This window comes from Micromonospora sp. I033, assembly GCF_053890995.1.
In genome coordinates this window covers 1-5128 of the sequence record NZ_JBSSLX010000308.1, presented here as the reverse complement: position 1 = coordinate 5128, position 5128 = coordinate 1, and the positions used below count along the sequence as shown (strand labels likewise).

The window sequence follows — 5128 nt, the reverse complement described above, 5'->3', positions numbered from 1 at the left end:
GAGGTGTCGCCGCTGGACCTGTCCGTCGAGCCGGTCGGGGCCTCCGGCCGGGTCGAGGCGAGCACCCCGGTCGGGGCGCCCGAGCCGATCGCCGCCCCGGCGCCGATCGAACGCCGCTACGACGACATGACCTGACCGGTCCCGTCCGCGTACCGACACGAACGCCGTCCCCGGCCCCCGGGGGCGGCGTTCGCGCGTACAGCGCGGAAGCGGGATTCCGGGACGCCGCCGCGCCCGGTGGGGCGGCATACTGGCAGCCATGATCGACAACGGTCGGCCGGGTCGCCCGGACCTGCCCTCGGCGTTGCGCTTCCTGACCGAGCTGGTCGCCTGGGTCGCCACCCCGTGGGCCCTCGCCCCGCACTCCGTCGTGCTGGCGGTCGCCTCGGTGGTGCTGCTGATCGGCCTGCCCACCGTGTTCGCCACCCCGGGCGACAAGCGGCAGGTGATCGTGCCGGTGCCCGGGCTGGTCACCGGCGCGCTGGTGCTGCTGCAACTGGTCGCCGCGGTGCTCGCGGCCTGGGCGGCCTGGCCGCGACCGGTCGCGATCGCGGTGACCGTGCTGGCGGCGGCCACCGTGGTGACCGAGCTGCCCCGCTGGCGCCGGCTCGCCCCGCTCGGTCGCGACGGCCGGCCGGCGCGCCGCGCCGCCTGACCCGCCGGATCTCGCTCCAGCCCGTCCGCTCCACCTCGCCGAGCTGGCGGCACCGCCGCCGCCGCGGTCAGGCCGTGCAGCGGTTCAGGCCACCCGGCGGGCCGCGCCCGGCGGCGGGGCCGGCACGGCGTCCGGGTGCAGGATCGCCGCGACCGCCTCGGCGCCGTTGACCAGGCGCGGGCCGGCCCGCACGATCAGCCCGTCGGCGTCCAGCGCCCAGACCTCCGCGCCGGGGAACCGCGCGGCCACGCCGGCGGCCTGCGCGGCGGTCCCGTCCAGGTCGAAGCCGCACGGCGCGACCAGCACCACCTCGGGCCGGGCGGCCCGCAGCGCCGCCCAGGTGGTCGGCGTGGACCGGGCCCCGGGGTGGGTCGCCACCGGCTCGCCGCCGGCGGCCTCGACGAGGTCGGGGATCCAGTGCCCGGCGCCGAACGGCGGGTCCACCCACTCCACCACGGCGACCCGCCGCCGAGGCCGCCCGGCCACCGCCGCGTGGACCGCCGCGAGCCGCGCCCGCAGCGCGTCCACCAGGGCCTCCGCCCGGTCCGGCACCCGGGCCGCCGCGCCCACCGCCAGGATCGAGCCCAGCACGTCCGTCAGGGTGTACGGGTCGAGCGACAGCACCTCCGCCCGGCAGCCGAGGTGGTCGACGGCGTCCGCGACCCGGCCGGACGGCAGCGCGCAGACGCGGCACAGGTCCTGGGTGAGGATCAGGTCCGGGTCCAGCCCGGCCAGCGCGCCGGCGTGCAGGGTGTACAGGTCCGCACCCGCGGCGAGCTGGCCCCTGACGTAGGCGTCGATCTCGCCGGGGCTCATGCCCCGGGTGTCCCGGCCGCCCACCACGACCGTGGTGCCGGCCCGGTGAACGGGTGGCACCGCGCACTCGAACGTGACCCCGACGAGGTCGTCACCGAGCCCCAGGGCGTAGACGATCTCGGTGGCCGAGGGGAGCAGGGAGACCAGGCGCATCCCGCCATCCTGCCGGCCTCCGCAGTTCCCCCGATCCCCGGGTCCGCGCCGGGGCCCGGCGTTAGTCTGGGGCGGCGCCCGGCGCGGTGCGGACGCGCCCGCCGTGGTGGCCCGTGGAGCATCGGTGCCGGCGGCGCGACGGCCCTCTTCCGGGAGGCGGGTGCGGTGTCCGATCCGATCGAGGCGTTCTTCGCGCAGCTCGCCCGGCAGGCACCCGAGCGGCTGCTGCGCCGCACCGCCGGCACGATCCGGTTCGAGCTGGAGGAGGCCGGCGCGCTCCAGGTCTGGCACCTGACCATCCACGACGGCCGGATCGCGGTGGAGCGCGGCGGGCGCGACGCCGACACGGTGATCCGGACCCGGCGGGACTTCTTCCTCCGGATGTGCCGCGGGGAGGCCAAGCCGCTCCCCGCCTGGCTGCGCAACGACATCGTCGCCGAGGGGCGCTTCCGGTTCGTGGTGCTGCTGGAGCGGCTCTTCCCGGCGCCGCCCGGTGCGCGGCACCCGCGGGCCGTCAGCGGGAAGCGCGGGACGGTCGGATGAACCCGAACCTGGTCCGCGTTCTGGACGGCAACGTCTTCGTGCTCAGCGAGGACAACGGCGACTTCGAGGCCACGGTGGCCAACCCGGTCGGCTTCTTCGACTTCGACACCCGGTTCCTGTCGGTCTGGCGGCTCACCCTGGACGGCGACCGGTTGAACCCGCTCTCCATCGCCGAGCGGGACCACCTCCAGCTGCGGTTCTTCCTCGTGCCAGGCGCGCCGACGCACTACGTGGACGCCAAGTCGTCGGTGATCCGGGAGCGCGCGATCACCGGCGGCGCCTTCGAGGAGCGGCTGACGGTGCTCAACCACCACCACGTGCCGGTGGAGTACACCGTCCGGCTCGACGTGGGCAGCGACTTCGCGCCCATCCTGGGGGTCGCCACGGAGCGTACGCCGCCGGGGCGGCTCTACCAGCGGTTGGAGGAGCGCGGCCTGCGCCTCGGCTACCAGCGGGAGAGGTTCCACCGGGAGACGGTGGTGACCAGCAGCGAGCCGGTCCGGGTGGACGAGCGGGGTCTCACCTGGACGGTCCCGCTGGCGCCCAAGCAGGCCTGGACGACGACCCTGCGGGTGCGGTCGCTGGTGCTGCGCCCGGACGGCCTCGACGTCCGGGAGCGGTTGGAGCGGCGGCCCCGGGCCAGTGCCGGCGAACGGCAGCAGGACCTGACCGGGTGGCTGTCCCGGACGCCGCAGCTCACCTGCGACTGGGAGGCGCTGACCGACGCCTACCGGCGCAGCCTGGTGGACCTGGCCGCGCTGCGCTACTCGCCGCTGACCCTGCCCGATCAGGTGATGCCGGCGGCCGGCCTGCCCTGGGCGGCCACCATCACCGGTCGGGACAGCATCCTGACCAGCTTCATGGCGCTCCCGGTGGCGCCCGAGCTGGCGTCCGCGACGGTGCGGATGCTCGGCATCGACCAGGGCGCGGTGCTCGACGACTTCCGCGACGAGGAGCCCGGCAAGATCCTCCGGGAGTTCCGCTACGGGGAGATGGTGGCCTTCGAGGAGCGCCCGCAGTCCCCGTACTACGGCACCGCCGACGCCACCCCGCTCTACGTGATCCTGCTCGACGAGTACGAGCGGTGGACCGGCGACGTCGGCCTCGTGCGGGAGTACGAGGACGAGGCCCGGGCGGCGCTGCGGTGGATCGACGAGTACGGCGACCTGCTCGGCGACGGCTACGTCCGGTACCTGCGGCGCAACGAGCGCACCGGGGTGGCGAACCAGGGCTGGAAGGACTCCCCGGAGGCGATCTGCTACGCCGACGGCCGGCTGCCCGACCCGCCGCTGGCCACCTGCGAACTCCAGGGGTACGCGTACGACGCGAAGCTGCGCGGCGCGCGGATGGCCCGCAGGTTCTGGGGCGACCCGGTGTACGCCGACCGGCTGGAGCGGGAGGCCGAGGCCCTGCGGGAGCGCTTCGACCGGGATTTCTGGATCGCCGACCGGGGCTGGTACGCGCTCGCCCTGGACGGTGACGGCCGGCAGGTCGACGCGCTGGCGTCCAACATGGGCCATCTGCTGTGGAGCGGCATCGTGCCGGCGGAGCGGGCCGCGCGGGTGACCGGTCACCTGCTGGGGCCCCGGCTCTTCTCCGGCTGGGGGATCCGCAGCCTGGCCACCGAACAGGAGCGGTACAACCCGCTCGGCTACCACGTCGGTGCGGTGTGGCCGTTCGACAACGCCGTGATCGCCTGGGGCCTGCGTCGGTACGGCTTCGCCGAGGAGGCGGGCCGGGTCGCCGAGGCCATCGTGGACGCCTCCCGCTACTTCCACGGCCAGCTGCCGGAGGCGTTCGCCGGCTACCCGCGCGAGCTGACCGAGTATCCGGTGCGCCTGCCCACCGCGAACAGCCCGCAGGCGATGGCCACGGCCGCCCCGTTCCTGCTGCTGCGCGCCCTGCTCGGGCTGGAGGCCGCCGGCGAGCACCTGCTGATGGCGCCGCGGGTGCCCACCCGGTTCGGCCGGGTGGAACTGCTCGACGTGCCGGGCCGGTGGGGCCGGCGGGACGTGATCGGCAGCGGGCTGGCCCACCCCGGTCGCTGACGCCTCGGCGCGGGCACCCCCGGCCCGCCCACCGCCGGGGCGTGCGACGAGAAAGATCGCCGGCCCTCTCCCCTTGCCAGGACGAGCGGCCCGCTTAGACTCTCCTGACTCCGCCGAGTCCCCCCGGGCGGTGTGCCGGGGCGGTTGTCGGCGCCCGTCCTGGTCAGCACGCTGACCTCCGCTCCGGAGAGCCCATGAAGAGCCGTACCGCCGCCGTCGTGGCCGCGATCTGCGCCACCGCCGCCCTCACCGCCTGCGGTGACGACGACCCCGCCCCGAAGGGCGGCGAGGTCCCGGTGACCGCCACCGACACCAGTTGCGAGGTCGCCACCACCCTCTTCACCCCGGGCGCGGTCACCTTCGCGGTGACCAACCGGGGGCAGCAGTCCACCGCGGTGTACGTCTACGGCCAGAAGGGCGCCCGGTTCACCAAGGTGGTCGCGGAGGCGGCCGACGTGGCCCCCGGGAAGACCCAGGACCTGCGGGCCACCCTCGCCACGGGCCTCTACGAGGTCGCCTGCCGGCCCGGCCGGCAGGGCGACGGCGTGCGGACCCGGATCACCGTCTCCGACGACGGCACCGTGGCCAGCGCCGCGGCCGAGACGGCGTACGACCGGGAGGTCGCCGTCGAGCTGACGGCCGCCGGGATCACCGGCGCCGACGGGCTGATCGCGGAGCCCGGCGAGAAGATCCAGTTCCGGGTGACGAACAAGACCACCGGCGCCCGGACGCTCTACGTGCTCAACCCGGCCGGCAAGCGGGCCGCCGAGGTCAAGGCGGAGGCGAACGGCGAGGCGGAGGCGGTCGTGGTGTTCGGCGGCGCCGGCACCTGGACGCTGAAGGTCAAGGGCGACGGCGTCGCCGCGGTGAGCAGGCGCCTCGTCGTGCGCTGACCGGTGAGCCCCGCCACCGG

The 5128-nt window shown here is 75.6% G+C and carries 5 protein-coding genes; 4 read left to right on the top strand and 1 reads right to left on the bottom strand.

What is annotated here, in order from left to right:
* Window positions 1-259: 259 nt before the first annotated feature.
* A complete protein-coding gene (locus ACW0Q9_RS29020) occupies window positions 260-655 on the top strand; it encodes a hypothetical protein (RefSeq protein ID WP_456186709.1) in 396 nt (131 codons plus the stop codon).
* Window positions 656-739: 84 nt separating this feature from the next.
* On the opposite strand, the gene ACW0Q9_RS29015 is transcribed toward ACW0Q9_RS29020, so the two are convergent.
* Window positions 740-1624 (bottom strand): ABC transporter substrate-binding protein, encoded by an 885-nt coding sequence (locus ACW0Q9_RS29015; RefSeq protein WP_456186707.1) that lies wholly within the window; start codon window positions 1622-1624, stop codon window positions 740-742.
* A gap of 165 nt (window positions 1625-1789) precedes the next feature.
* On the opposite strand from ACW0Q9_RS29015, the gene ACW0Q9_RS29010 reads away from it, so the two are divergent.
* The 3 genes from ACW0Q9_RS29010 to ACW0Q9_RS29000 all read left to right on the top strand — a co-directional run bounded on the left by ACW0Q9_RS29010 (window position 1790) and on the right by ACW0Q9_RS29000 (window position 5108).
* Complete coding sequence (locus ACW0Q9_RS29010; protein ID WP_456186705.1) at window positions 1790-2167, top strand: SCP2 sterol-binding domain-containing protein; 378 nt, start codon at window positions 1790-1792, stop codon at window positions 2165-2167.
* Window positions 2164-4215, top strand: coding sequence for an amylo-alpha-1,6-glucosidase (locus tag ACW0Q9_RS29005; RefSeq protein ID WP_456186703.1), 2052 nt, complete (start codon window positions 2164-2166; stop codon window positions 4213-4215). Before ACW0Q9_RS29010 ends, ACW0Q9_RS29005 begins: the two co-directional genes overlap by 4 nt.
* Window positions 4216-4409: 194 nt before the next feature.
* Window positions 4410-5108 carry a hypothetical protein gene (locus ACW0Q9_RS29000; protein ID WP_456186701.1) on the top strand — a complete coding sequence of 233 codons (699 nt, stop codon included), beginning with the start codon at window positions 4410-4412 and terminating at the stop codon, window positions 5106-5108.
* Window positions 5109-5128: the final 20 nt, after the last annotated feature.